This is a genomic window from Peptococcus simiae (assembly GCF_046569735.1).
Taxonomy (GTDB): Bacteria; Bacillota; Peptococcia; order Peptococcales; family Peptococcaceae; genus Peptococcus; species Peptococcus simiae_A.
The window spans coordinates 71,734-96,558 of the sequence record NZ_JBKICG010000007.1 but is presented as its reverse complement, the minus strand read 5'-3'; the positions used below and the strand labels follow the sequence as shown (position 1 = coordinate 96,558).

Annotated in this window: 23 protein-coding genes, 5 tRNA genes and 2 pseudogenes; 24 read left to right on the top strand and 6 right to left on the bottom strand. The window is 47.4% G+C overall.

From position 1 onward, the window contains the following. Positions 1–234: 234 nt before the first annotated feature. Complete coding sequence (locus tag ACLGL1_RS04550; RefSeq protein WP_411007579.1) at positions 235–687, bottom strand: helix-turn-helix domain-containing protein; 453 nt, start codon at positions 685–687, stop codon at positions 235–237. Positions 688–810: 123 nt separating this feature from the next. Here ACLGL1_RS04550 and ACLGL1_RS04545 point away from each other — a divergent pair, with 123 nt between their 5' ends. From ACLGL1_RS04545 to ACLGL1_RS04510, 8 genes are all read left to right on the top strand, one after another. Continuing rightward, positions 811–1,059, top strand: coding sequence for a hypothetical protein (locus ACLGL1_RS04545; protein ID WP_411007578.1), 249 nt, complete (start codon positions 811–813; stop codon positions 1,057–1,059). Between the two features lies 1 nt (position 1,060). Further along, a complete protein-coding gene (locus ACLGL1_RS04540; protein ID WP_411007577.1) occupies positions 1,061–1,297 on the top strand; it encodes a hypothetical protein in 237 nt (78 codons plus the stop codon). A 146-nt stretch (positions 1,298–1,443) separates the two neighbouring features. Further along, complete coding sequence (locus ACLGL1_RS04535) at positions 1,444–1,707, top strand: hypothetical protein (protein ID WP_411007576.1); 264 nt, start codon at positions 1,444–1,446, stop codon at positions 1,705–1,707. A 63-nt stretch (positions 1,708–1,770) separates the two neighbouring features. After that, positions 1,771–3,435: a hypothetical protein gene (locus ACLGL1_RS04530; protein WP_411007575.1), complete on the top strand. Its 1,665-nt coding sequence runs from the start codon at positions 1,771–1,773 to the stop codon at positions 3,433–3,435. A gap of 4 nt (positions 3,436–3,439) precedes the next feature. Next, positions 3,440–3,703, top strand: a complete 264-nt coding sequence (locus tag ACLGL1_RS04525) for a hypothetical protein (RefSeq protein WP_411007574.1) — start codon at positions 3,440–3,442, stop codon at positions 3,701–3,703. A gap of 18 nt (positions 3,704–3,721) precedes the next feature. Next, the gene (locus tag ACLGL1_RS04520; protein ID WP_411007573.1) at positions 3,722–4,387 is read left to right on the top strand and encodes a zonular occludens toxin domain-containing protein; all 666 of its coding nucleotides are present in this window, start codon (positions 3,722–3,724) and stop codon (positions 4,385–4,387) included. A gap of 86 nt (positions 4,388–4,473) precedes the next feature. Further along, positions 4,474–5,529 (top strand): hypothetical protein, encoded by a 1,056-nt coding sequence (locus ACLGL1_RS04515; RefSeq protein WP_411007572.1) that lies wholly within the window; start codon positions 4,474–4,476, stop codon positions 5,527–5,529. Beyond that, the gene (locus ACLGL1_RS04510) at positions 5,522–6,364 is read left to right on the top strand and encodes a tyrosine-type recombinase/integrase (protein WP_411007571.1); all 843 of its coding nucleotides are present in this window, start codon (positions 5,522–5,524) and stop codon (positions 6,362–6,364) included. Before ACLGL1_RS04515 ends, ACLGL1_RS04510 begins: the two co-directional genes overlap by 8 nt. A gap of 142 nt (positions 6,365–6,506) precedes the next feature. Here the strand turns inward: ACLGL1_RS04510 and ACLGL1_RS04505 are convergent. After that, positions 6,507–6,579, bottom strand: a tRNA-Lys gene (locus ACLGL1_RS04505). 190 nt (positions 6,580–6,769) lie between these two features. Here ACLGL1_RS04505 and ACLGL1_RS04500 point away from each other — a divergent pair. The 9 genes from ACLGL1_RS04500 (at position 6,770) to tuf (ending at position 14,682) form a co-directional block, all read left to right on the top strand. Continuing rightward, positions 6,770–6,851: transfer RNA gene (locus tag ACLGL1_RS04500), tRNA-Tyr, on the top strand. A 9-nt stretch (positions 6,852–6,860) separates the two neighbouring features. After that, a tRNA-Met gene (locus ACLGL1_RS04495) sits at positions 6,861–6,933 on the top strand. A gap of 8 nt (positions 6,934–6,941) precedes the next feature. Beyond that, a tRNA-Thr gene (locus ACLGL1_RS04490) sits at positions 6,942–7,014 on the top strand. A 5-nt stretch (positions 7,015–7,019) separates the two neighbouring features. Further along, positions 7,020–7,093 (top strand) — tRNA-Met (locus ACLGL1_RS04485). Between the two features lie 139 nt (positions 7,094–7,232). Next, the gene (locus ACLGL1_RS04480) at positions 7,233–7,826 is read left to right on the top strand and encodes a PepSY domain-containing protein (RefSeq protein ID WP_411007570.1); all 594 of its coding nucleotides are present in this window, start codon (positions 7,233–7,235) and stop codon (positions 7,824–7,826) included. Positions 7,827–7,979: 153 nt separating this feature from the next. Beyond that, positions 7,980–9,956, top strand: a complete 1,977-nt coding sequence (uvrB, locus tag ACLGL1_RS04475) for an excinuclease ABC subunit UvrB (RefSeq protein ID WP_411007569.1) — start codon at positions 7,980–7,982, stop codon at positions 9,954–9,956. Positions 9,957–9,982: 26 nt separating this feature from the next. After that, positions 9,983–12,817 (top strand): excinuclease ABC subunit UvrA, encoded by a 2,835-nt coding sequence (gene uvrA, locus ACLGL1_RS04470; protein ID WP_411007568.1) that lies wholly within the window; start codon positions 9,983–9,985, stop codon positions 12,815–12,817. Positions 12,818–12,953: 136 nt separating this feature from the next. Continuing rightward, positions 12,954–13,385, top strand: coding sequence for a hypothetical protein (locus tag ACLGL1_RS04465; RefSeq protein WP_411007567.1), 432 nt, complete (start codon positions 12,954–12,956; stop codon positions 13,383–13,385). A 106-nt stretch (positions 13,386–13,491) separates the two neighbouring features. After that, positions 13,492–14,682, top strand: a complete 1,191-nt coding sequence (gene tuf / locus ACLGL1_RS04460; protein WP_411007533.1) for an elongation factor Tu — start codon at positions 13,492–13,494, stop codon at positions 14,680–14,682. A gap of 244 nt (positions 14,683–14,926) precedes the next feature. Here tuf and ACLGL1_RS04455 read toward each other — a convergent pair whose 3' ends face one another. Continuing rightward, on the bottom strand, positions 14,927–15,568 hold the full coding sequence (locus tag ACLGL1_RS04455; RefSeq protein WP_411007566.1) for a transcriptional regulator: 642 nt from the start codon (positions 15,566–15,568) through the stop codon (positions 14,927–14,929). Between the two features lie 293 nt (positions 15,569–15,861). On the opposite strand from ACLGL1_RS04455, the gene iorA reads away from it, so the two are divergent. Together iorA and ACLGL1_RS04445 are read left to right on the top strand one after the other, a co-directional pair. Then, entirely contained in the window at positions 15,862–17,676 is a 1,815-nt protein-coding gene (gene iorA / locus ACLGL1_RS04450) for an indolepyruvate ferredoxin oxidoreductase subunit alpha (RefSeq protein ID WP_411007565.1), read from the top strand. Then, a complete protein-coding gene (locus ACLGL1_RS04445) occupies positions 17,673–18,251 on the top strand; it encodes an indolepyruvate oxidoreductase subunit beta (RefSeq protein WP_411007564.1) in 579 nt (192 codons plus the stop codon). The genes iorA and ACLGL1_RS04445 overlap by 4 nt, the downstream gene beginning before the upstream one ends. Before the next feature lie 166 nt (positions 18,252–18,417). Here ACLGL1_RS04445 and lexA read toward each other — a convergent pair whose 3' ends face one another. Beyond that, positions 18,418–19,074 (bottom strand): transcriptional repressor LexA, encoded by a 657-nt coding sequence (lexA, locus tag ACLGL1_RS04440; protein WP_411007563.1) that lies wholly within the window; start codon positions 19,072–19,074, stop codon positions 18,418–18,420. A 466-nt stretch (positions 19,075–19,540) separates the two neighbouring features. On the opposite strand from lexA, the gene greA reads away from it, so the two are divergent. Together greA and lysS are read left to right on the top strand one after the other, a co-directional pair. Continuing rightward, positions 19,541–20,017, top strand: a complete 477-nt coding sequence (gene greA / locus ACLGL1_RS04435; protein WP_408976649.1) for a transcription elongation factor GreA — start codon at positions 19,541–19,543, stop codon at positions 20,015–20,017. An 8-nt stretch (positions 20,018–20,025) separates the two neighbouring features. Continuing rightward, positions 20,026–21,933 carry a lysine--tRNA ligase gene (gene lysS, locus ACLGL1_RS04430; protein WP_411007562.1) on the top strand — a complete coding sequence of 636 codons (1,908 nt, stop codon included), beginning with the start codon at positions 20,026–20,028 and terminating at the stop codon, positions 21,931–21,933. A 151-nt stretch (positions 21,934–22,084) separates the two neighbouring features. Here lysS and ACLGL1_RS04425 read toward each other — a convergent pair. After that, positions 22,085–23,155 (bottom strand): annotated as a pseudogene (locus ACLGL1_RS04425) (virulence RhuM family protein). Next, positions 23,148–23,351 (bottom strand): annotated as a pseudogene (locus ACLGL1_RS04420) (hypothetical protein); the annotation flags it as partial. The pseudogenes ACLGL1_RS04420 and ACLGL1_RS04425, both read right to left, overlap by 8 nt. 75 nt (positions 23,352–23,426) lie before the next feature. Between ACLGL1_RS04420 and ACLGL1_RS04415 the strand changes: the two are divergent. The 3 genes from ACLGL1_RS04415 (at position 23,427) to ACLGL1_RS04405 (ending at position 24,714) form a co-directional block, all read left to right on the top strand. Then, positions 23,427–23,600, top strand: coding sequence for a hypothetical protein (locus tag ACLGL1_RS04415; protein ID WP_411007561.1), 174 nt, complete (start codon positions 23,427–23,429; stop codon positions 23,598–23,600). Positions 23,601–23,780: 180 nt separating this feature from the next. Then, a complete protein-coding gene (locus tag ACLGL1_RS04410; RefSeq protein ID WP_411007560.1) occupies positions 23,781–24,404 on the top strand; it encodes a class I SAM-dependent methyltransferase in 624 nt (207 codons plus the stop codon). 142 nt (positions 24,405–24,546) lie between these two features. Continuing rightward, entirely contained in the window at positions 24,547–24,714 is a 168-nt protein-coding gene (locus tag ACLGL1_RS04405; protein WP_411007584.1) for a helix-turn-helix domain-containing protein, read from the top strand. Positions 24,715–24,825 lie beyond the last annotated feature (111 nt).

Here is a 24,825-nt window from a genome sequence, read left to right as displayed (position 1 = left end):
CATTGGTGGGCTTTTGACATTTCTTTAAAATCAACGATAGCTTAGTTATAAAGCCGGAGCCGTACGCCTTTGTGTACCCTGGGGATAGGCAGCCGGTGCCGGTCTTATGGGCCGGCTGTTTTTCTGCACAAAAAAAGCTTAACCACCCGATTTAGGGAATGGTTAAGCCTTACCTGGACCATCAGGGGATCGAACCCTGGACAACACGATTAAGAGTTTATTTGTCCATAAAAACTAAAATAAAATGAGTTTCTTAGTAGCACATTTGTTAATTTCGTTTTCTAGCAAGTTTTCTAGCGATGTGTCTAGTATTTTACATATTTCTATAAGAGTATATATATTTGGTTGTGATTCGCTTCTTTCATAGCTTCCTATTTGATGTGGTTTTTTGTTTGTTAGCTTTCCAAGTTCTTCTTGTGTTAGTTTTTTCTTTTCTCTTATGTTTCTTATTTTCTCGCCTAGGTTTTTACCTGGTGTTATAGCTGTATTTGGTGTTATGTATAGTTCATTTAGACTAAAATCTAGTAATTTGCTTAGCTTTATTATTATTTCTATAGGCGGTATACTTCTATCTGTTTCGTATCGGCTGACTTGTGTACTTGATAGGTTTAAAGCTTCTGCTATTTCAGTAGCTTTAAACCTTTTCTTTTGTCGTTTTTCTTTAATGAATTGACTGATTTTTTTCATTTTTCCTGAATCTCCTTATTGACAGGTATATAGATTTAATGTACATTATAGCTATACATTAAACATAGATGTATGGCTTTTAGTTAAGATTACTTTAAGAAAAAGGAAAAGAGGTAAAAAACTATGAAATTAGTAGGGATTGCAGACTTTTTAGGTTCGGAAATGATTACGAGTAAAGCAGGTAAAACATTTAAATTACTTAGATTTGTGGACGAAAGCGGCAAAGTTAGTACTGCCTTTAGTGATGATCTTAACACTGGTGATTTACAACGGTATCAAACGTATCAAGTAACATTTGATTACACGGAAAACGGTAGTTACAAGTCTTTATCTTATACTAACGCTGAAGTTTATTCTGAATTGGACATTTAAAATGGATACGGAATTAACTTCTGAAACATCTGTTATAAATGCAGCTGATATCGCTGATAAACTTGAAGAGAGTGCAAAACAAGAACAAGAACGATTGGATAAACAAGCAGATTTAGCTACAGAAGTTCAGAATTTGCATGCAGATAGCATTCAGTACTTTTACTTTAGTGCTTTTTCTCTTAGCCTTATAGCTGCCTTGTTATTTGCTTTTTTCTTAACTTCTTTTTTGAGACGGTGATAGATTATGGCAGTACAGATGATATCGGATTGGTTTTCTGTTTTTTGGGACTTAGTGACTATAGCTTCTGCTTGTGCCTTTATTTTGCTTATTGGTAGTTGCTTTTTGTGGCTACTTGATAAAATTTAATGAAAGGAGATATAACCATGGAAAAAGCTAAGAACTTCTTGTCTGAAATGCGGTTACAACTTATGTTGTTAGCTACTGTTGTTATGCTTTCCGTTCCTGGTATGGCTTTTGCTAGTGAAGGCTCTTCTGGCGGTGCTAGTGCAGCACAAAAAGTTATTAATGACCAGATTAGTGGCTTAACATCTGCAGCTACGCCAATTATTTCAGGCGCATTAGGTATTGCAGCTTTATTTTTTGCAGCTAAGTTCTTATGGACTAAATTTAAGAGTATCGCACGCTAATTCAATTATATCTTATGGGGGCATACTGATACTATGCCCTCATTATTTTTAGGGGGGTAGGAAATGAAATCTAGATTAGATAAATTTGTATCAGTAGTTTTGATATGTTTATTACTTGTGTTTTCTATCGTTCCTAAAAAAGCTGAAGCCAATCCATTAATACTTTTAGCTGGTGCTGGTGAAGTTGTACAAGTTGCTTCTGCTGCATTAGGTGCAGCAACTGGTATCTCATTGTATTTAGCTAAAGATGATTTGTATCAACTTTGTACTAATATTGCTGAGTATGCTTCAGAAAAACAAAAATTAATTTTAGAGCGTATAGGTAAATCAACAGCAAGTAAACCTGCTAAAGTTACTACCGCTGAAGTTGCTCCTTTAATTGCTTATGCTCAATCTCAACTAACAGCTTCTGATTATTATAAAGTGGATTTTGCAAAAATTGAAGAGGGCGGTAATTTTAGTAGTTCTAAATCTGTAAAAGAAGTTTGTCAAGAATTTGATATTCCCTTGGCTGCTTTTGTATTGGTATTAAGTAAAACCGACTGGGTAGCAAGGACTTATAATGGCCAAGCTTGTACTCAAGTTGTTTATGCTGGTTATCCGGGTGGTTATTTGCTTTCGGGTGGTTGGTTTAATGCAGAGTATTATTCAGATTATAGAGATCCAGTTACTAGAGTTTACAAAGATTACAGGCTTAGGATAGAAGGTAGTTATAAAGGCGGTTCGAAAGTTTTATATCCAGGTGGACTTATTACTGTTGCGGCTAATGCATATGCTAATGTAGTAGGAGCGCCTATTATCCCTAAAATTTCAAAGTATCCTACAAAGGATTTAATGAACATGTCTCTTGAAGGTTATGGCTTTGGGTCCGTTGACTTACCATTAAATAATGAAGCTGCTCCTAAACAGGTTGCATATCCTTTAGATTTATCATTATCACCTACAGATATGCCCTTAGATACGACCTGGACAGATTCCAGGGTGCCTTATGCTATACCTACATCTAGAGTACTTGAATTAAATCCAACGCTTACCCAAGTTAAAGATTATACCATAGAAAGTTCAGACACTGTTAAACCTGCTGAACCTGCTAAACCATCAATTTCTTTAGATTGGCTTAAAGACCTGTTAGGTAAAGTGATAGATTTCTTAAAATCAATCTTAGACGCTATCCTGGAAATACCAACCTATTTAAGGCAAATTTTGGGAAAAATTGGAGTTAATGCAGGTGAATTAGCTGGTGCTATAGCTGGTGCGTTAAGTGGTTTTTTTGATGGCGTAAAAGAATCTATTTCTGCTATACCTGGTGCTGTATCTTCTGCTATTTCGTCACTTTTTGATTCGGTTATATCTGCTGTTAAATCAATTCCAGCGGCAATAAGTGGATTATTCACATCTATCACAGATGTTTTAAAATCTATTCTTGAGTTATTGAAGAAATTCTTTGATGTATCTGAATTTAAACTTGATTTTTCTAAATTGAGATTATCAGAACTTAAGCAGATATTCCCTTTTTGTATTCCCTTTGATATATATACCGTTTTAACAACTTTTAACGCTTCTTCTAATTTTTCACCTGTCATAAATCTAGACACTCAATATTTTAGCATACATCAGGAAATAGATTTAACGCCAGTAATGCCTATTTTAGCGTTTGTTAGAGCAATGGAAGCAGTTTTTTTCTGCATTATGCTTTATATGATAACTAAGCGACTCATAAAGTGGTGATTGTATGTTTTTTACAGCGTTATCTAAGTTTATTCAGCTTTTTATTAACCTTATTGGTGGTGCCTTTGGAATACTGCTAGCAGTTTTACCTAAAAGCCCTTTGCAGTCCATGCTTTCTTATACAGGTGCTTTTTCTGATTTTTTAGGTGTATGCAGCTTTTTTATACCTATTGGTGCAATGATAGCTATAACTCAAGCTTGGCTTGTCGCAGTCGCTCTTTATTACATTCATAGCGCCTGGATGAGATGGCTTAAAATGATTGAATAGGGTGGTATAGTGCTATACATGTATACTGGTACGCCTGGCTCTGGAAAGTCATATCATGCTACATGGGATATATATAACAAGCTTAAACGTAAAAAAGATAATACTGTTATAGCTAACTTTGATATATCAGTTGATAAATTTAGTCATCAAGGTGATTTTTATTTTGTCGATAATGAGGGGATTTCAGTAGATTTTTTTAGAGATTTTGCTATAGCTCATCATGAAAGAAATAGAGAGTCACAAACCTTAGTAGTTCTTGATGAAGCAGGTCATCTTTTTAATTCCAGGGATTACGGCACAAATTCTAAGAAGCGCATGGAATGGATTAAGTTTTTTTCCCAGCATCGAAAATTGGGATATAACTTTATTTTAATCTGCCAGTATGATAGAGCCATAGATAAACAAATTAGGACCTTAGTTGAGTATGAAGTAGCTCACATGAAAATGTCTAATTTTTTTAGGTTCTTGCCTTTCACTGTTTTTTTGTGTGTAGAGCGTTGGTACTTGCAGCGTATGAAAGTTGGTACGGATATTATCTTGTACAGGAAAAGCATTGCCAACCTTTATGACACATACGCTATGTTTGATAAAAACATAGATGGAGTAAAGCAGGCGCGGGAGGCGGTGGCGGGGGTTGGGGGGTCACCGACCACCGCGCCCACGCCTGCTAAATCAGATAGTTAAGAAAACAAAGCTATGTATAAAAAAGGATACCCCGCTCTTGTAACACGGGGTATCCAAATTACAAAATCACGTATGAGGGTATCGAAATGGATAATTTATTATACAATATTGATACGCTTTCATTTACTGTACGTCCTTTAGATTTTAGTCTTTTTATTGCATTATATGAAAAAGACCTTGAAGAAACATTTCAAGTTGCTAGGTCTACTAGATCCAATGCTTTTATAGAATTAGCAGGCGTTGCGTTTGAAATGCTTCCAGCTTCTCATAAAAATTATAGGTATGTATTGCATAATGAAAGTTATGAGTTAAGAATTGCACGTGAATACGATGAAGACTTTGATTTTTCCTATCCAGTATACATGACAATTCGTTCTGCGGAATTGTGGGTAAATGGATATGCCAAAGCATATGATAAAGCCTTTAAATTCTTGTCCAGTATGTTTGATATTGTAGCCACTAAGATTAGTAGATTGGACCATGCAATCCATATTAATCGAGCAATTGATATTGATATATCGCCTGGGATAGATACAGTATGCAGGACAAATATACGGCATGTTTGGTATGATAAATCAGATATAACAGGTTATCAGTTTGGCAAGTCTCCAATTTTACTAAGAATATATGATAAACACAAAGAATTATTAGTATCACTGAAAACCTGGTTTAGTAAAATTTGGCTTGAAAATGGTTTTGATGTAGACAAGCCAATCTGGAATATTGAATTCCAATTGCGTCGTCAATTTTTTGTAGATAGGCATATAGATACTGTTGAAGATGCACTTCTTGCATTGCCTGAAATTCATACCTACTTAACGCATAAGTGGTTTAGAGTTGTAGTTAGAGATAAAAAACAAAAGTGCGTTAGTAGATTAAAAACCGTGGATTGGTGGCAAGAAGTACAGCAAGTCTTTGACAATTGCACTTTTAGGGAATTAAAGGAAAAGTCTAAAATTCCTGATTCTGACCATATATTTCAGACCATGCAAGGCTATTTAATTTCTTATGCAGCTTTTACTGATAGTCAAACTATAGATGAATTTATATTAAATTTAACAGTAGATATAAAGAAAATGGAAGCAAAAAAAAGAACCACCTTTTCAAGGTTGGCACTTGAAAGGCGGTCTTTATATGAGTAGTGAAACATTATCTAAATTTCATGATTATTGTACACTGAAAAGACTATCAGAGTCAACACTAATTTATTACGATACAGTTTTAAACTACTTTTTAGCATTTTCAGGTAAAGATTTGTTTGATGTAGAAGTATCTGATGTAATCGATTATCAGTTACATTTATCTAATAGAAACTTAAGTCCAGCTACTGTTAGGAATTATCTTTTGGGCTTAAAAGTCATCTTTAGGTATTATGGTAGATTGGATATGGTAGAAGCTATTGTACTTCCTAAACAGTCTAAAAAGGTCGTAAAGCTATATACTGATGATGAAATAAAATCGATGTTTGAAGCGCTGCAGACATACCGTAACCAATCCATCTTTTTGCTAATGTTTGATTGTGGTCTACGTCGGTCAGAAGTAATAAACCTATCTACAAAATCGGTTGACTTTATCCAGCGTCAAATTATTGTTTCTGGTAAAGGAGATAAACAGCGTATAGTAAAAATAGGTAACGCTTTATATTCCTGCTTGCTCGAATGTTATAGCCTGTCTAACAAGTACTTGTTACGTACAAAGCAAGGCGGACAATTGACACCCTCAGCCATTTATAAAGTCTTTGCCAATATAAAAAACAAAACAGGAATACATGTAACGCCTCATCTACTTAGACATAATTACGCTACCAGGTATGTAATACATTTCCTGGAAAATCCTCAATATAATGTAGATATTTTTCAGCTGCAGCTGCTTTTAGGCCATGAAAGCCTAGAAACCACTAAGCGTTATATTCACATAGCGCAAGAGCTTCTTGCTGTAAAGCATGGCTTTTCTTTGTTTGATTGCTACTGTAGTTAATCTTACTGTCTGTCCAGGAGTATTTTTGATTTTTAAAATACTTCTTGACAGACATTTTTAATTGCATAATAAAATAGCCCTGGACCTATCCAGGGCTTACTTACCAAATGCAATAAAGAAACTCATCTTATTTTAACCTTTATGGACCATCAGGGGATCGAACCCTGGACAACACGATTAAGAGTCGCGTGCTCTACCAGCTGAGCTAATGGTCCGCTACAGTTGAGTATTATACGCCTTTTCAGGAAGGCTGTCAATATTTCTTCACAGACTTTTGACAAGAACCTGGACTTATGTTAAAATATAATTCCGATACAAGATTGTTGAGAAAAATATTAAATTTCCTCTTGACGAAACTGTATAAGGTATGTATAATGTACTTCGCTGGTTGAATAACCGGCCTATGGAGGGGTTCCCGAGTGGCCAAAGGGGACGGACTGTAAATCCGTTAGCTCAGCTTTCGAAGGTTCGAATCCTTCTCCCTCCATCATATTGCCGCGGGGTGGAGCAGTTGGTAGCTCGTCGGGCTCATAACCCGAAGGTCGCAGGTTCAAATCCTGTCCCCGCAATTTTTTATGCTGATATAGCTCAGTAGGTAGAGCGCCACCTTGGTAAGGTGGAGGTCTCCGGTTCAAATCCGGATATCAGCTTTTTTGGCGGCATAGCTCAGCTGGCTAGAGCATACGGTTCATACCCGTAGTGTCCGGGGTTCAAGTCCCTGTGCCGCTATATAAAACGTACAGACAGATATCTGTGCGTTTTTTTTGTTTATATGGGCAGGTCAATTCCCTGTAAATATTCGCTTGGTTTTAATTATGCTTTTCATGGGTATCTATGTTATAGTGCTCATTGAAAGGAGACAGCTAATATGAAAAAAAGATGGATCGCCCCTGTTTTAGCCCTGGCCCTGTTGGTAACAGCCTGTGGGAACCAGGCCAGCCAACCAGCCCAAGATGATGACCAAGGATCTGCTCCAGCTAAAACAGAGCAAACCAATACAAATAAGGCAGCCCAGATGGCTGAAGACGATATCGCCCAGGCCAAGGCCGATAAAGAGGCCGCCTTTGATAAGTTTAAAGACCTCCATGCCGACATGGACCTGACCCAATTTGAACTTTCTTATGACAATGGCCGCCTGGTCTATGACTTGGAAGGGGAAAAGGATGGTCAAGACGTTGATGTGGTCTTAGACGCCAATGACCTGTCCGTTATCAAAGATGACCTGGACAATGATGACGATGCCACCGTCGATCCGGCCATCAGTAAGGATATGCTGGCCAAGATTGACGCCCTTGTCGAGGAAGCCATTAAAGACAGGGAGGGGTCTTATGCCACCGGCTACAGCCTGTCCCACGATGATGGCCGTTGGGTTTTAGATGTTGAAACCAAGGACCAAAACAAGCAAGAAGTGGAATACAGCTACAACCTGGAGACCGGCGAACTGATTGAAAAAGACGCCTAATCTCCCGGCCCTGTAATCCTTAAACGGTTTAGAGCGCACTCCGGTGCGCTCTTTCTTATTCCCGGCTGGTTTAAGACGTGCTTAAAAGGTAGGCCGGCCGGGTATATAGGGTACGCGTGTTCTGAATGAACAAGAGCAGAAAGGAGAGAGGCCATGCCTGATTTTCAATTGGTAAGTGACTTTAAACCGACCGGGGACCAACCCCAGGCCATTGATGCCCTACTGGAGGGCTTAAATCTAGGCTATCCCAAGCAAACCCTCCTGGGGGTCACGGGGAGTGGGAAAACCTTTACCATGGCCAATGTCATTGCCCGGGCCAACCGGCCGGCCTTGATTTTTGAGCCGAATAAAACCCTGGCTGCTCAATTATACAGTGAATTTAAAACCTTTTTTCCCAATAACGCTGTCGAATACTTCGTCAGCTACTACGATTACTACCAGCCGGAAGCCTATGTGGCCCGGACAGATACCTTTATAGAAAAAGATGCCCAGATCAACGAGGAAATTGAAAAACTCCGGCACAGTGCCACCGCTGCCCTTCTGGAACGCCGGGATGTCATCATTGTGGCCTCGGTGTCCTGTATTTACGGATTAGGGTCCCCGGACTTCTACAAGGACCAGGTCGTTAACCTCCGGGTGGGCCAGGAGGTGGACCGGGATGATATTCTCCGCCGTCTGGTGGAAATCCAGTTTGAGCGGAATGATATTGACTTCAAGCGGGGCACCTTCCGGGTCCGGGGCGATGTGGTCGATATTTTCCCGGCCTCATCCAGTGAGAAAAGCATCCGGGTGGAGTTTTTTGGCGATGAAGTGGACCGGATCACCGAGGTCGAAGCCCTCACCGGCAAGACCCTTGGCGTCCGCAAGCACGTGGCCATCTACCCCAATACCCACTATGTCACCTCGCCTGCCTATATGGAGACGGCCATTGCCAATATCGAAGCGGAAATGCGGGAGCAGATTGCCAAGTTTGAAGGAGAGGGCAAGCTCATCGAGGTCCAGCGGATTGGTGAGCGGACCCGGTATGACCTGGAAATGCTCCGGGAGCTGGGCTATTGCTCCGGGGTGGAAAACTACTCCCGGCCCCTAGCCGGCCGGGCTCCGGGGTCAACTCCCTATACCCTCCTGGACTTCTTCCCGGAAGACTTTATTACCTTTATTGATGAAAGCCACGTGGCCGTGCCCCAGATTGGCGGCATGTATGCCGGGGACCGGTCCCGGAAGGAAAACCTGGTCAACCATGGCTTCCGCTTGCCCTCCGCCCTGGACAACCGGCCCCTGACCTTTGACGAATTTGAAGACCGGGTCCGGCAGACGGTTTATGTCAGTGCCACCCCGGGCCCTTATGAAGAAGAACATGCCCTGCAAACCGTTGAGCAGATCATCCGGCCGACGGGCCTCTTGGACCCGCCCATTGAAGTCCGTCCCATTACCGGGCAAATCGATGACCTCATGGATGAGTGCCGCCTCCGTATGGACCGGAATGAACGGGTCCTGGTCACCACCCTGACCAAGCGGATGGCTGAGGACCTGACCGATTACCTGGCCAATGCCGGTATCCCGGTCCGTTACCTCCACAGTGAAGTCAAGACCCTGGAGCGGATGGAAATCCTCCGGGACCTCCGGCTCGGCGAATTTGACGTCCTGGTGGGCATTAACCTCCTCCGGGAGGGCCTGGACCTGCCGGAAGTCTCCCTGGTGGCCATCTTAGATGCCGATAAGGAGGGCTTCCTCCGGAGTGAACGGTCCATGATCCAGACGGTGGGCCGGGCCGCCCGGAATGCCAATGGCCGGGTCATCATGTATGCCGACCACATCACCGGGTCCATGCAGCGGACCATTGACGAAACCAACCGCCGTCGGCAAATCCAGATGGCCTATAACGAGGCCCATGGCATTACCCCGGAAACCATCCGCAAGCGGGTGGCTGACGATATCCGGGCAACCGAAAAGGTCGCCGAAGAGGAGTCTGCCTATCTTTTGAAAGAGGTGCCCCTCGACCGAAAAGGTCGCAAACAGCACCTGCAAATCCTGGAAAAAACCATGAAAGAAGCGGCTAAGAACTTAGAATTTGAAATTGCGGCCGAATTGCGTGATGAAATTCGCCGTATTAAAGCCGGTGGCCAGTAAAGCCGGCAATAGAGAATGGAGGACCTATGGCCAAAGACTATATCAAAATCCGCGGCGCCCGCGTGAATAATTTAAAAAACATTGACCTGGATATTCCCAGGGAAAAATTGGTCGTCGTCACCGGCTTGTCCGGGTCCGGCAAATCGTCCCTGGCCTTTGACACCATTTATGCCGAAGGCCAAAGGCGCTATGTCGAATCCCTGTCATCCTATGCCCGGATGTTTCTGGGCCAGATGGATAAGCCGGATGTTGACGATATTTCCGGCCTGTCCCCGGCCATTTCCATCGACCAGAAAACCACCAGCCGGAATCCCCGGTCCACTGTCGGGACGGTAACGGAAATTTACGACTACTTCCGCCTCCTCTTTGCCCGGGTCGGCCATGCCCATTGCCCCTCCTGCGGCAAGCCCATCAGCCGGCAGACCGTCGACCAGATGGTGGACCAGATCATGGCCCTACCTGAAGGGACCCGGCTCCAAGTCTTGGCCCCGGCCGTCCAAAACCGGAAGGGGGAATTCAAGCGCCTCCTGGACCAATTTCGGGAGGCCGGCTATATCCGGGTCCGGATTGACGGCGACCAGTATGACCTGGCCGAGGATATCCAGCTGGCTAAAAATAAGAGGCACGACCTCCAGGTGGTCATCGACCGGATCAAGGTCCGGCCGGATGTGGAAAGCCGGCTGGCCGGGTCCCTCCAGGCCGCCTTGGAGATTGCCGAAGGGGAGGTCTGGGTCGATGCCGACGGGGAAATCCTCCGCTTTAGCGAGCATTTTGCCTGTGCCGACTGCCATATTTCCATGCCGGAAATCAGCCCCCAGCTCTTCTCCTTTAACAACCCCCTGGGGGCCTGCTCCCACTGTGACGGCCTGGGGGCCACCCGGGCCCTGGACCCGGACCTCATCATCGATGACCCCGCCATGACCCTGGCCGAAGGGGTCTTAAAGCCCTGGCGGAAGGGGTCGGCCTCAGACTTCTACCCCAAGATGCTGGCAGCGGTCGCCAAACTGGCCGATATTGACATGGACACCCCCTGGAAGTCCCTTCCTAAAAAGGACCAAGACTTTATCCTCTATGGGGGCGATCATCCTGACCTCCGCTTCACCTATACCAACCTATTTAAAGAGAAGAAGACCTACCGGAAGCCCTTTGAGGGCCTCATCCCCAACCTGGACCGCCGCTATAAATCCAGCACCAGCGACTATGTCCGGCAGGAAATCGAATCTTACATGATTTCCAAAACCTGCAGCCACTGCCATGGCCACCGGCTCCGGCCTGAAGCCCTGGCAGTGACCGTTGGCGGGAAAAATATTGCCGATGCCACCGCCTTTAATATTGCTGAAGGCCTGGCCTTTTTTGAAAACCTGGACCTGGATGACCGGGAGGCCTATATCGCCCGGCTCATCGTCAAGGAAATCATTGACCGGCTCCGCTTTCTGGTGAACGTCGGCCTGAACTACCTGACCCTGGACCGGATGGCCGGGACCCTCTCCGGTGGGGAGGCCCAGCGGATCCGCCTGGCCACCCAGATAGGGTCCGGCCTGGTGGGCGTCCTCTACATCTTAGACGAGCCCTCCATTGGCCTCCACCAGCGGGACAACGAGCGGCTTATTGAAACCCTCCGCCATCTGACTGACCTGGGCAATACCCTCATCGTTGTCGAACATGATGACGAAACCATGCGGGCTGCCGACTTCCTGGTGGACGTCGGCCCCGGTGCCGGCGAGCACGGCGGGCAGATTGTGGCCAGCGGCAGCCCGGAAGAGGTCATGGCCAATGAAGCCTCCATTACCGGCCGCTTTTTATCCGGCAAGGAGCGGATTCCTATCCCGGCCAACCGCCGGCCGGTGGACCCGGACCGGCACCTGAAGGTCCGGGGGGCCAAGGAAAATAACTTACGCAATATTGACGTTACCTTCCCCCTAGGCGTCCTCACCTGCGTGACCGGGGTTTCCGGCAGCGGGAAGTCCACCCTGGTCAATGAAATTTTGGACAAGGCCCTGGAAAAACACCTCTACACCCAGTCCAAGGCCCGGCCCGGTGCCTATAAGCACCTGGAAGGCCTGGACCAGGTCGATAAGGTTATCAATATTGACCAGAGCCCCATCGGCCGGACCCCTCGGTCCAACCCGGCCACCTATACCGGCGTTTTTGACGCCATCCGCCAGCTCTTCGCTGATACCAAAGAAGCCCAAATCCGCGGCTATAAGCCCGGCCGCTTCAGCTTTAACGTCAAGGGCGGCCGCTGTGAAGCCTGCCGGGGCGACGGGATTATCAAGATAGAGATGCACTTTCTCCCGGATGTCTACGTCCCCTGCGAAGTCTGCCATGGCAAACGGTACAACCGGGAGACCCTGGAAGTCCACTACCGGGGCAAGACCATTGCCGATGTCCTGGAAATGACCGCTGAAGAGGCCCTGGCCTTCTTCGAAAATATCCCCCGGATTGCCGGCAAGCTCCAGACCATTGTCGACGTTGGCCTGGGCTATGTCCGCCTGGGCCAGCCCGCCACCACCCTGTCCGGTGGCGAGGCCCAGCGGGTCAAACTGGCCACTGAGCTATCCAAAAGGCCCACCGGCAAAACCGTCTACATCCTGGACGAACCCACCACCGGTCTCCACGCCGCAGATATAAAAAAACTCCTGGACGTCCTAAACCGCCTGGTCGATGGCGGCGAAACCGTCATCGTCATCGAGCATAACCTGGACGTCATCAAGTGCGCCGACCACCTCATCGACCTGGGCCCGGAGGGCGGGTCCGGCGGCGGCTGCGTGGTCGCCACCGGGACCCCGGAAAAGGTTGCCCAAAACAAAAAAAGCTATACCGGCCTCTTTCTCCGGCCTATCTTAGACCGGGGTTGGTAAAAATATAAGCTGAAAGCCTCGGTTCTCCGAGGCTTTTTATAAACCGGCAAGTCATACTTGCTTAATAAAATATATCGACTATAATTATATATATGATAAAATAATCTAATGGTCAAAACTCATCGAGGTGAGATGAATGACAGATCTGATGACAGCACTGGTTTATGGTGAGGAATGCGATAAAGCCTTGGAGGATTTATTACATTACCTGCGGACTACCCTCCAAGGGGGCTACCTGGATATTTTTGCCCACCGCTTTCAAAAAAGGTCTATCTTTGCCGGCGAACTCAGTGGGTTTGGCCCTCTGCATGACCAGGCCTGTCAAGCGATGGACCAATTGATTTGTGCACTCAAAGATGCACCGGACTTTGCCCAACTCTTTGTAAACACCGCCTTTTGCATCCAGTCTCTAGAAATTATGGCAGACCGCTTGGCCCGTCTTGATCCGCGTAAAGATATGACCGGTGGCATCACCCGGGTGGAAAACATCCAAAATAACCTTAAGTCCTATTTGCGGATCATAGAAGACCGGTACAATAACCGGTCTCAAGCGGCGAAAGAGGGCTAGTTAGCCCTTTTCCACCGGCTAGAATAATTGACAAGACGGGCATAAGGCTATAGAATGAAACTAATCATTATTGTAAAAATTTGAATCTCTTTTAGGAGGCACATGCATGGCAAAAGAAAAATTTGAGCGTACAAAACCGCACGTTAACATTGGTACCATCGGTCACGTTGACCATGGTAAAACCACCACCACTGCAGCCATCACCGCAGTCCTGGCCCAGGAAGGTAAAGCCAAAGCCAACAAATTCGACGAAATCGACAAGGCACCGGAAGAACGTGAACGTGGTATTACCATCAACACCTCCCACGTTGAATACGAAACCGACGCTCGTCACTACGCCCACGTCGACTGCCCGGGCCACGCCGACTATGTTAAAAACATGATCACCGGCGCAGCCCAAATGGACGGCGCCATCCTGGTTGTATCCGCAGCAGACGGCCCCATGCCCCAAACCCGTGAGCACATCCTCCTGGCCCGCCAGGTAGGCGTCCCCTACATCGTCGTATTCATGAACAAATGCGACCTCGTAGACGACGAAGAACTGCTCGAACTCGTCGAAATGGAAATTCGCGAACTCTTAAGCGAATACGACTTCCCCGGCGACGACATCCCCGTCATTCGCGGCAGCGGCTACCAAGCCCTCCAAGACCCCACCGGCCCCTGGGCAGAAAACATCAAAGAACTCATGCAAGCCGTAGACGACTACATCCCCACCCCGGAACGTGACAAAGACAAACCCTTCCTCATGCCCGTCGAAGACGTCTTCTCCATCACCGGTCGTGGTACCGTCGCCACCGGTCGTGTAGAACGTGGTGAACTGAAAATCGGCGACGAATTAGAAATCGTCGGCATCACCGAAGAAACCAAGAAAACCGTCTGCACCGGCGTAGAAATGTTCCGTAAACAACTCGACTACGCAGAAGCCGGCGACAACATCGGCGCCCTCCTCCGTGGTATCGACAAAGACCAAATCGAACGTGGGCAAGTTCTGGCCAAACCCGGCACCATCACCCCCCACACCAAATTCGAATGTGAAGTCTACGTCCTGACCAAAGAAGAAGGCGGCCGTCACAAACCCTTCTTCGACGGTTACCGTCCCCAATTCTACTTCCGTACCACCGACGTCACCGGCGTCATCGAACTGCCGGAAGGCACCGAAATGGTCATGCCTGGCGACAACGTCAAAATGGCAGTCGAACTCATTAGCCCCATCGCTATGGAAGAAGGTCTCCGTTTCGCTATCCGCGAAGGTGGCCACACCGTAGGTGCCGGCGTTGTATCTAAAATTGACAAATAAGTTTTAGCATTTAGAGGCTGCTGTAAAATAGCCCCAAAAAGCACAAGCCCCTCCTCATTTCTTGAGCTGGGGCTTGTGCTTTTTTTGTTATCATTTCTCTATGCCTACAACTGAGAGATACTAGAGCTTTTGTTAGAAGTTTTGGCTGCTAAGCGTATTTACAGGAAGCTGTCGATTGCCTCTCCTCATTCTGGTCTAACCTTTTTGGACGGCCAGCGGCAGTCATGGCTATGGGCCCCTGGGACTAGCTGTTTTCGCCGCGGACCTCTTTAATATAGTTGTAAATACTGTATCGGGAGACCCCTAGAGCCTCTGCGATGAGCCGGACGCTGTTTTGGATTTTTAGGATGCCCCGCTGGTCCAGGTTGCGGACGACATTGAGCCGGTCGACCTTTTTAAAGTCCTGGACGGGTTTATTCACGGCTTGGATGCTGGCCTGGATAATCGGAACCAGGGCAGAGGGGGTATTAATCCCTAAAATATCCATGTCCTCCTGGTCGGTAGAGGTTTGTAAAAAATTCATCAGGGTGTACTGGATGGCTTCAATTTGACTACAGTCGTAATTAATGCAGAAGGCGATATTCCGATCGCCTATTTTTTTTACGATTGTTGATGATTTAAGGGAGGGGCCATTTTTCTTGATTTGTTTTTTATAATTTAAATAAACGTTTTCATCGGTGTTTTTGACCCTGGCTTCCGCCTCTTCAATTAGTGGAGAACCAACCTTTCGCCCAGATACATGGCCGTTATATATGTATAATACGGCCTTTTCCGGCGTATCCAAGTCTGATACACAGACTTCGCAGTCCTTGCCGAAAGTTAGAGCAATCGCTTCAGCTATTTGATTGATTAAGGCGAAGACATCCTTTTCCGGCACAAAATTCATAGATAGTCCTCCAATCACTTATTATAATTCAACAATAGTTAAAATTATTATAGCATGTCGTTGAAATATAGACAAGGGACAGAGACGGAATAGTGCAATATTTCCGACAAAGGCCCTTGGCTTGGCTGGCGGCCAGACGCCTGGCTGGGGGACTTTTCCTTCAACAATATATAATTCTGTTGAAAAATAAAAATAAAATAAAAAAGTGTTGAAAAAAAGCCAAAGTGTGGTAGTATAGAAGTAAGCAATGTGCCGCTGTTATGGAGAAGTGATAGGAGAGGATGACATCCATTATGAAAGAATTGCTGACCGGTAACGAAGCATTGGCGCGTGGTGTTATAGATGCCGGCGTTCACTTTGCTTCCGCCTATCCGGGGACGCCATCTAGTGAAATTTTAAAAAACATCGCTTTAGATGACCGTCTTGTCGCTGAATGGGCACCAAATGAAAAAGTAGCTATGGAAAGTGCCATTGGCGCTTCTATTGCCGGTGGCCGCGCTTTTGCCAGTATGAAACACGTTGGTTTAAACGTCGCTGCAGACCCCTTTATGACCTATGCTTACATGGGGGTTCATGGCGGTTTTGCCTTTGTATCAGCTGATGACCCAGGCCAACATTCCTCCCAGAATGAGCAGGACAACCGGAACTTTGCTAAATTTGGTAAAGTGGCCATGCTGGAACCGTCTGATAGCCAAGAATGCTACGACATGATTCGTGAAGCCTATGAGCTTTCCGAAGAATTGAATACCATTGTCATGGTCCGGTCCACGACCCGGATTTCTCACGCAAAGAGCCTAGTCGAAACCCGGGACCGGAAGGAAGTTGCCATTAAACCTATGTGGGACCGGGCAACCAATATGAAACACTTCGGCTCTGCACCGTCATCTTCCAAGCCCAACCGTCGGCTTTTAGATGCCCGCCAGGGCGAGATGCTGGCTGCTGCCGAAAAGTCCCCCTTCAACTTTGTTGAAGACAACGGGTCGGAAATCGGGATTGTCACCAGTGGGGCCGCCTACAATTATGTAAAAGAAGTCTTTGGTGACAAGGCCAATATTTTGAAATTAGGCTTTACCTGCCCCCTGCCCATTGAAAAAATCCGCGCATTTGCCGGGACCGTCAAAAAACTCTATGTTGTGGAAGAACTGGACCCCTACATGGAAGAGCAAATCAAGGCGGCCGGTATTGAATGCATCGGTAAGGAAGTCATTCCGGCCGTTGACGAATTAAACCCCGGGATCATCGCCAAAGCCCTCCTGGGCCAAGAGCATAAAGGGGTGCAAATTGACCCGAAAGACCTCATCCCCCGCCCGCCGACCATGTGTGCCGGTTGTCCCCACCGGTCTTTCTTCTATGCCCTAGGCAAGCGGAAAGACTGCTATATTTCCAATGACATCGGCTGCTACACCCTTGGTGGTTACGAGCCCCTCTTCTGCTTAGATAGCGGGATTTGCATGGGGAGCGCTACCGCTGTCGGCCACGGGGTCGCCAAGGTCCTGGCCCAATCCGGCGAAAAGAAACGGGTTGTCGCCGTTATGGGCGATAGTACCTTCTTCGCCACCGGGATGAACGGGCTGGAAAACTCCCTTTACAACGGGTCCAACCTCATTACCGTAGTCCTGGATAACCGGATTACGGCCATGACCGGCCACCAGGAAAACCCCGGGTCCGGTTTTACCGCCCAAGGTGAAGTGAGCCACATGGTCAGCGTGGAAGACGTGGCCCGGGCCTTTGGTTGCGAACAAATCCGCACCATTAACCCCCATGACCAGGAAGCCACCAATGCGGCCTTAGACTGGGCCTTTGACCTGAGTGAGCCCTGCGTCATCATTAGCCGCTACCCTTGCGCCCTGAAGAAGTACACAGAAGCAGACCTGGAAGAATTCGGTCCCTTAGACCGCCGCTTTACCGTCAACCAAGACGTCTGCATCGGTTGTAAGAAGTGCACCCGGACTGGCTGCCCGGCCATTATCTTCCAGACAGATATTAAGAAGAGCTCCATTGACCAAAATCAATGCCTCGGTTGCAGTTTGTGCTCGCAAGTATGCCCGGTTAAGGCCATCCACGCCGTTGGTGAACCTTGCCTCGGAAAGGAGACGCAGAAAAAATGAGTGTGACATCCGTTCTGTTGGTCGGTATCGGCGGTCAGGGGACAGTCTTCCTGTCCAACATTCTGGTCAAAGGCCTCGTGAATGCCGGCTATGATGTAAAAATGAGTGAAATCCATGGTATGGCCCAGCGGGGTGGGACCGTATCCACCCAGGTCCGGTATGGGGATAAGGTTTACTCCCCCATCATCGGCCAAGGGGAAGCCGATATCATGGTTGCCTTTGAAAAGCAGGAAGCCCTCCGTTATATGAGCCTCCTCAAGGAAGGCGGAGAGCTCATCGTTAACGATGAAGGTCTGCCCTCTGCCCCGGTCCAATCCGGTAAAATCACCTACCCGGAAGATACCATTGAAGTCCTCCAGGGCCTGGTGAAGGATACCCTTGTCATCCAGGCTTCAGATATTGCTGAAGAACTGGGGAACCCTAAAGTGGCCAATGTTATTTTGTTCGGCGCCTTAGCCAAACTCATTGACCTGCCGGATATTGACTGGAAGAAGATTATTGCCGAAACCGTCAAGGAAAAATTCGTTGACGTGAATATGGAAGCTTATGACCGGGGTCAGGCCCTGATCCAATAGCCTGCCACCCGGCCCTCGTCCCGGGCCTTACCTGGTCCGGCAAACAGCCCGTCTCCTTAGAGAGGCGGGCTGTTTCTGTCCCCGGCGGAAAGCCTGGCGGTGTTGGGGGCCGGCCACCATTAAAGAAGCCGCCCCGGCACTCGTCGGGGCGGCTTCTTTAATGTCTTTATCGGTGCATGTCTCGGTAGCAGCCAATGACCTTACCGATCACCATGGGGTTTTCAGCATAAATCGGTTCCATGTCCCGGTTTTCCGGTTGGAGCCGGACCCGGTTCTTTTCCCGGTAGAAGGTCTTACAGGTGGCTTCGTCGCCGATGAGGGCAACGATGATATCGCCATTTTGGGCGGTGGGCTGGGGGGCTACAATGATATAGTCCCCGTCCATAATCCCCACTTCAATCATCGACTCCCCACGAATACGCAACATAAAGGCCCCTTCGTCTCGGACAAAGCGCATGGGCATAGAAATCCGGTCTTCCAGGTTTTCGTCAGCGAAGATGGGGGCACCGGCAGCGACGGTCCCGTAGACCGGCAGGCCCACCATTTCCTCAAAGACCTCATTGTTGTCACTGATGTAGGGCTGGTAGTCGCTTTCATCGGTGTTTTTTAGGATCATAATGGCCCGGGGCTTGGTCGGGTCCCGGTGGATATAGCCCTTCTTTTCCAGCTGGTTTAAGTGGTTGTGGACCGTTGACGAACTCTTGAGCTCAACGGCCTCGCCAATTTCCCGTACCGAGGGCGGGTAACCCTTTTCTTCCACTTCAGCAATAATAAAGTCTAAAATGCGCACCTGCCGGGCGCTTAAAGCCGTTTTCACCTGCATACGAGGCTCCTTTCCTGCGGGGGAGACATCGATCATCTAATTGTCAACAGTATACTAGAAAAAACCGTAAAAATCAAACGTTCATTCGCCGAATAACCGTTCTGAACTCCTTGCGGCCAAGCCGGTGGCCCCTGGGGATGGAAGAGGAGGAGGGGGCGGGCTTATGTACAGGCCCTATCATCTTATGGTAAAGTAAGGGTAAATAACCTCCATCAAGGCCCCCAGGCCAGCGGTCCCGAAGGCAAAGGAAGGTCCTATGAAAACATCCACCGGCCCGATTTTTCTGGTATGGAAGAAGACCGGCTGGAAGACCTCCTGGCCGCCCCGCCAGCCTCTGCCGATTAGCCCCTGGCCCGCTTGACAAACAGGGGCCGGACGTATATACTTATAAAATTGATGACCGGTCGTGACATCGTCACGGCCTTCTTTATGACTAGAAATTGTTTGGCAGGAGGCATCGACACAGATGGCAGATAAGACCTTACTCACCCAAGAAGGATTAGATGAATTAAAGGCCGAGCTGGAACACTTGAAGACGGTTCGCCGGAAAGAAGTATCCGATCGTTTAAAGGTAGCAATCGATTTTGGGGACCTCAGCGAAAACTCCGAATATGACGATGCAAAAAATGAGCAAGCCTTTATTGAAGGTCGGATTAAAAAAGTAGAAAGTCTGTTACGCAATTACGAACTCATCAGTAAGAGCGAAGACGATAAAGATAAAATCAACGTCGGTTCTAAGGTCCGGGTAGAGGACGTAGAACTGGAAGAAGAGGAAGAGTACCGGATTGTAGGGACCATTGAAGCAGACCCCATGCAAAACCGGATCTCCAATGAATCCCCCCTGGGCCAGGCCCTCTTAGGCCATGTGGTTGGTGATGAAATCACCGTCGCCGCCCCGGTGGGCGATATCATCTATCGGGTTATTTCTATACAAAACGAATAGGAGGAGCCATGGCTAAAGAAAATCTCGGCGGACTCAAACAAATCATGAACGTCCGGTTGGAAAAAATGGCCGCCTTACGCGACCGCGGCATTGACCCCTTCGGCCACCGCTTTGACGTCACCCACCATGTGAAAGATATCTTAGCAGCCCAGGAAAGCCTTTTAGCAAGCGAAGAACCGGTCAAAATCGCCGGCCGGATCATGGCCAAACGGGGCCAGGGCAAGGCCGGCTTCGCCAATGTGGCTGACCTGTCCGGCAATATCCAAATCTACTGCCGGCAGGATGTCCTTGGTGAAGACAACCACTGGATCTTTAAAAAGGCAGACGTCGGCGATATCATCGGCGTCGAAGGCCCTCTTTTCATTACCGACCGGGGAGAACTCTCCATCCGGGTCACCAAGCTGACCCACCTGTCCAAGGCCATGCGGCCCCTGCCGGAAAAATTCCACGGCCTGACCGATGTCGAATTACGCTACCGCCAGCGCTATGTCGACCTCATCATGAATCCGGACGTCCGGGATACCTTCGTCAAACGGACCAAGATCATCCAGTCTGTCCGGCACTACCTGGATAACCTGGGCTTTTTGGAAGTGGAAACCCCCATCCTGCACCAAATTGCCGGCGGCGCCAATGCCCGCCCCTTCATCACCCACCACAATGCCCTGGATATCGACCTCTACCTCCGGATTGCCCTGGAATTACACCTGAAACGGCTCATTGTCGGCGGCCTGGAACGGGTCTACGAAATTGGTCGGGTCTTCCGGAACGAAGGCATCGATACCAGCCATAACCCGGAATTCACCCTGATGGAACTCTACCAGGCCTATGGGGACGTCAACACCATGATGGATATCACCGAAGGCCTCTTCATCCATGTCGCTGAAGACGTCCTCGGCAGCACAGATATCAGCTGTGACGGCCACGAGGTCCACCTGGCCGGCCCCTGGCCCCGCCTGCCCATGGCCCAAGCCGTCAAAGACGCCTGCGGCCTGGACTACCATGCCGACATGGATGACGCCGCCTTCATCGCCGCCGCCATCGAAAAGGGCGCCGAAGCCGACAAGTGCACCGACCGGGGCCATGCCCTGGAAGAACTCTTTGACCTCTTCGTCGAAAAGACCCTGATCCAGCCGACCTTCATCACCGAATACCCGGTTGAAATCAGCCCCCTGGCCCGGCGCAACCCGGATAACCCCCGGATGACCGACCGCTTTGAGCTCTTCATTGTCGGCCGAGAACACGCCAACGCCTTCTCCGAAACCAACGACCCTGTTGACCAGCGGCACCGGTTTGAAGAGCAGGTCAAGGCCAAGTCCGCCGGCGATGACGAGGCCCACCCCATGGATGAGGACTTCATCAACGCCCTGGAATACGGCCTGCCCCCGACCGGCGGCCTGGGCGTCGGCATTGACCGGATGGTCATGCTCCTCACCGATAGCGACTCCATCCGTGACGTCCTCCTCTTCCCGACCATGAAGCCCCTGGACGGTGGTAAAAATAAAAACCACCAGGCCCCGGCTGCCCAAGCCGATGCCCCCATCGACTTCTCCAAGGTTGTCGTGGAACCCCTCTTTGAGGACATGGTTGACTTTGAAACCTTCTCCAAGTCCGACTTCCGGGCCGTCAAGGTCAAAGACTGCATCGCCGTCCCCAAGTCTAAAAAACTCCTCCAGTTTACCATGGATGACGGGTCCGGCACCGACCGCACCATCTTAAGCGGCATCCACCCCTACTATGAACCGGAAGACCTGGTTGGCAAGACCTGCATCGCCATTACCAACCTCCCGCCCCGGGCCATGATGGGGATTGATTCCTGCGGCATGCTCCTGTCCGCCATCCACACCGAAGAGGGCGAAGAAAAACTCCAGCTCCTCATGCTGGACCCCCATATCCCTGCAGGCGCCAAACTCTATTAAAATAACCAACCGAGACCGGTCCCCCCGGCCTCGGTTTTTTGTTTTTGCGCAAGGCCGCTTACAAAAGCAATCCTATTCATACGCCAAAATAAAAATAATGGCGAGATTAATCTCGCCATTATTGATTTTTCATAGCCAAATATGCATATTATTATAATTTTTTAGTATCATCTTCTAGTTCCAAGAATTTATCAAAATCACTTTTGTAGAGTCTATCTTGTATTATTCTATATTTTTCAAACTCACTCTCTGCGTGTTTTTTAGCAAGAGCTGTAGATACTTTTCCTGCATCGTTTAAGATTTCTTTATCCTATAATTGTAAAAATCCATTCAATCTTTTTTCCCAATCTGCCATTGTCATCGGGATATGTCTTTCTGCTTGTAGCTCTGCCATGTCTAAATATGATGAAACAATTCTTTGCATTTGATTTAATTCTTCTTCGTTTAGATAATTCTTTGCAACAACTACATCATATTTATGAATTTTTGAATCTGGAGAGCCTTCCCAAGTAGTAAGTCCCATATTTTTAGTTTTGTGACTGGCTCTATCTACAATTAATTCAGCTGTAGTTTTTCCATGAATGGCATAGTGCAATTTATTTTGAATAGCTGCAAAAAACCTTTTTGTTGCTTTTGCAGATGGATCATAGTCTAAAGATGTAGCATAAATATCTGTGATTTTTTGATAGAATCGTCTCTCAGATAATCTAATTTCACGAATTTTTACAAGTAATTTTTCGAAATAATCCTTGGTAAGTTTTGTGCCAGAATTTTTGAGTCTTTCATCATCCATTGCCCAACCTTTAATTGTAAAATCTTTTACAATTTGGTTTGCCCACTTTCTAAATTGGACGGCACGTTCGTTATTTACTTTAAAACCTACTGAAATAATTGCTTGTAGGTTATAGTGTTTTGTATTATATGATTTTCCGTCGTTTGCAGTTATTAAGTATTTCTTAATAACTGCATTTTCGTCTAGTTCGTTATCGTCAAATACTTTTTTTAGATGTTGATTTATTGCGGAAACACTTACATCATATAGTGCTGCCATCATCTTTTGAGTTAGCCAAATATTGTCATCTTCATATCTAATTTCGATAGCTTCTTGATCATCACCGTTAGCTGCAATAAAAGTCAAGTATTCAGCAGCAGCAGATAATCTAATTTGAAGTTCTTTTTCATCATGATTTACGTCTTTATTTTTATCCATATCTTTACTCATAAGTCTCTCCATGTATGAATTTCATTCTACTTTTAAACACTGGAATACTAATCAAGAATAAAATCACATAATGTATAAAGGCGTTTATTATTATATTTTGTGTTATTGGTAATTGATGATAAGTTTGACCTCTTATCTTAAAAGCGGTTAGGGTACTTGTAATAAAATCAAGTGCCAACCATAAGGCAACTGATAGTTTTATTATATCAATTTATACTTAAAAAATCTTCTAATCATATTTCTTATTTTATCTTTTACCTTACAAATAAGAATGAGTGATGCCTTATTTGGCTACATCTTTATATTCATCATAAATAGAGACATTATGATGCTCTGCCCGGACCTATCCCAAAGAACAGTGGAAAGAGCCTTAAAAGATTTGCAAGACCATCAAAAAATCAGTCAAGTCGGTGCCGGCCGGTCAACAAAATACATCAACCGGTAAGGGCTGGTCACTGATGAAAGAGCCAAGGCAGGCAGAGGGCCTTCTGAGCTGAAGCGGCACATCAACTTAGGCAGTCGATAAACCGGGAGGACTCGACTTTTTTCGCCACAGCCGGTCCCCTTGTGGTATAATGCGGGAAAAGAGTTAGCTATAAGCAATTTAATAAGATAGGAGGCCTGTATGTTTAAACGATTTTTTGCCAACGTCATCAAACCCACCGGCCTGGGGGGCCGGATCATGGTGCAGCGGATGAACCGCCACCACGAAAGCCTGGCCCGGTGGGGGCGGTCCTTTTTAGACATCCAGCCGAACCATGCCCTTTTAGACCTGGGCTGTGGCGGCGGCCGGAATGTCCAATACTTCCTGACCCGGGCCAGCCGGGTCTATGGCCTGGACTACTCCCCAACCAGCGTCGCCGCCTCCCGCCAACTCAACCAAAAGGCCATCCGGGCAGGCCGGTGCCAGATCATAGAAGGCAACGTCCGCCAACTCCCCTTTGCCGATGGCTCCATGGACATCGTCACCGCCTTTGAAACCATCTACTTTTGGGAAGACATCGCCGCCTGCTTTGAAGAAGTCCACCGGGTCCTGGCCGATGGCGGCCAATTTTTAATCTGTAACGAAGCCGCCCACCGGGACAGTGAAACCATCAAAAAATGGGCCGACATGCTGGGCTTTGAAGTCTACGACCCCCAAACCCTCACCGCCCTATTGACCCCCATCGGCTTCAGCTGCGACTACGAACTGGACTACAAGGACCAGCTGAGCTTCTTAGCCAAGAAGGAGCCGACCAAGCCCCTCTAAGTGCCGGCAATCGACCGGTAGCTATTTTTTAGTCGTTTTGCAAAACTTAAATATTGGCAGTGAAAATGAGGGTCAAAGTGACACCCAAAGTGACACCCAAAGTGACACCCAAAAGCTCAAACCGGTAGACCGACGGCAGCAAATGCTTGCAGTGATGTTGCAGGAGCCCCGAGTGACCTCGCAGGAATTGGCGGCAATGTTTTCTGTATCGGTAAGGACGGTTAAGCGGGATATCGCCAGTTTAACTGCGGCTGGGCGGATTGCTTATATTGGTACGGCCAAGACCGGCCATTGGCAGGTTTTAGGCTAGAGGCTGTTTCCTGGCCGGGAGCTTGGACGTTGCCAGCCGCTTTTACTCCGGGGCCATCCGGACCGGGGCCTTCATCGAGCAAGTCAGGGACTTGCTCGATTTTCTCTTATA

What these genes read in the sequence shown, in the direction of transcription:
- ACLGL1_RS04550 (WP_411007579.1), bottom strand. Translation starts at nt 687, where the DNA reads ATGAAAAAAATCAGTCAATTCATTAAAGAAAAACGACAAAAGAAAAGG.
- ACLGL1_RS04545 (WP_411007578.1), top strand. Translation starts at nt 811, where the DNA reads ATGAAATTAGTAGGGATTGCAGACTTTTTAGGTTCGGAAATGATTACG.
- ACLGL1_RS04540 (WP_411007577.1), top strand. Translation starts at nt 1,061, where the DNA reads ATGGATACGGAATTAACTTCTGAAACATCTGTTATAAATGCAGCTGAT.
- ACLGL1_RS04535 (WP_411007576.1), top strand. Translation starts at nt 1,444, where the DNA reads ATGGAAAAAGCTAAGAACTTCTTGTCTGAAATGCGGTTACAACTTATG.
- ACLGL1_RS04530 (WP_411007575.1), top strand. Translation starts at nt 1,771, where the DNA reads ATGAAATCTAGATTAGATAAATTTGTATCAGTAGTTTTGATATGTTTA.
- ACLGL1_RS04525 (WP_411007574.1), top strand. Translation starts at nt 3,440, where the DNA reads ATGTTTTTTACAGCGTTATCTAAGTTTATTCAGCTTTTTATTAACCTT.
- ACLGL1_RS04520 (WP_411007573.1), top strand. Translation starts at nt 3,722, where the DNA reads ATGTATACTGGTACGCCTGGCTCTGGAAAGTCATATCATGCTACATGG.
- ACLGL1_RS04515 (WP_411007572.1), top strand. Translation starts at nt 4,474, where the DNA reads ATGGATAATTTATTATACAATATTGATACGCTTTCATTTACTGTACGT.
- ACLGL1_RS04510 (WP_411007571.1), top strand. Translation starts at nt 5,522, where the DNA reads ATGAGTAGTGAAACATTATCTAAATTTCATGATTATTGTACACTGAAA.
- ACLGL1_RS04480 (WP_411007570.1), top strand. Translation starts at nt 7,233, where the DNA reads ATGAAAAAAAGATGGATCGCCCCTGTTTTAGCCCTGGCCCTGTTGGTA.
- uvrB (WP_411007569.1), top strand. Translation starts at nt 7,980, where the DNA reads ATGCCTGATTTTCAATTGGTAAGTGACTTTAAACCGACCGGGGACCAA.
- uvrA (WP_411007568.1), top strand. Translation starts at nt 9,983, where the DNA reads ATGGCCAAAGACTATATCAAAATCCGCGGCGCCCGCGTGAATAATTTA.
- ACLGL1_RS04465 (WP_411007567.1), top strand. Translation starts at nt 12,954, where the DNA reads ATGACAGATCTGATGACAGCACTGGTTTATGGTGAGGAATGCGATAAA.
- tuf (WP_411007533.1), top strand. Translation starts at nt 13,492, where the DNA reads ATGGCAAAAGAAAAATTTGAGCGTACAAAACCGCACGTTAACATTGGT.
- ACLGL1_RS04455 (WP_411007566.1), bottom strand. Translation starts at nt 15,568, where the DNA reads ATGAATTTTGTGCCGGAAAAGGATGTCTTCGCCTTAATCAATCAAATA.
- iorA (WP_411007565.1), top strand. Translation starts at nt 15,862, where the DNA reads ATGAAAGAATTGCTGACCGGTAACGAAGCATTGGCGCGTGGTGTTATA.
- ACLGL1_RS04445 (WP_411007564.1), top strand. Translation starts at nt 17,673, where the DNA reads ATGAGTGTGACATCCGTTCTGTTGGTCGGTATCGGCGGTCAGGGGACA.
- lexA (WP_411007563.1), bottom strand. Translation starts at nt 19,074, where the DNA reads ATGCAGGTGAAAACGGCTTTAAGCGCCCGGCAGGTGCGCATTTTAGAC.
- greA (WP_408976649.1), top strand. Translation starts at nt 19,541, where the DNA reads ATGGCAGATAAGACCTTACTCACCCAAGAAGGATTAGATGAATTAAAG.
- lysS (WP_411007562.1), top strand. Translation starts at nt 20,026, where the DNA reads ATGGCTAAAGAAAATCTCGGCGGACTCAAACAAATCATGAACGTCCGG.
- ACLGL1_RS04415 (WP_411007561.1), top strand. Translation starts at nt 23,427, where the DNA reads ATGAGTGATGCCTTATTTGGCTACATCTTTATATTCATCATAAATAGA.
- ACLGL1_RS04410 (WP_411007560.1), top strand. Translation starts at nt 23,781, where the DNA reads ATGTTTAAACGATTTTTTGCCAACGTCATCAAACCCACCGGCCTGGGG.
- ACLGL1_RS04405 (WP_411007584.1), top strand. Translation starts at nt 24,547, where the DNA reads ATGCTTGCAGTGATGTTGCAGGAGCCCCGAGTGACCTCGCAGGAATTG.